General features: G+C 47.9%; 1 protein-coding gene. It reads left to right on the forward strand.

What is annotated here, in order from left to right; genetic code table 11:
* A partial coding sequence (locus R7Z50_RS30240; protein WP_318150114.1) for a LysR substrate-binding domain-containing protein occupies positions 1–487 on the forward strand: 487 nt, incomplete at its 5' end.
* Between the last annotated feature and the right edge of the window lie 60 nt (positions 488–547).

Genomic DNA, 547 nt, shown 5'->3' on the forward strand with positions numbered 1-547 from the left:
GGACTGTTTGGTATTGGCTTCTGTGGCGGAAACTGCCCCATTTAAAGAGATTGAAGTGTACAACGAACCGCTTAGTGTTGCTGTACCATGTGGTCATGAATGGGCACAGCTCGACCAGGTTGATATGTTGGAGCTCAATGGGAAGACTGTGCTGGCTTTAGGTGATGGACATTGCTTACGCGACCAAGCGTTAGGTTTCTGCTTTGCGGCAGGAGCAAAAGATGATGAGCGCTTTAAAGCCACCAGTTTAGAAACTTTGCGTAATATGGTTGCTGCGGGAGCGGGTATTACTTTGTTGCCTCAGCTTTCTATTCCAGCCGAAAAACAAAAAGATGGCGTTTGCTACATTCCTGCCGTCAACCCTACGCCTTCACGCAGCATTGTTTTGGCGTACCGCCCTGGCTCTCCGTTGCGTGCTCGTTTTGAAGCATTAGCAGCGAAAATCAAAGCAATTCTAGAGTCGCAGCCATCTTCTATGGCCGCTTAACGTTATAAAAAAGGGGAGAGCCAACGCTCTCCCCTTATCTTTTCTTTCGTTTGGTTTAGA

The organism is Vibrio sp. 1249-1 (assembly GCF_033340495.1).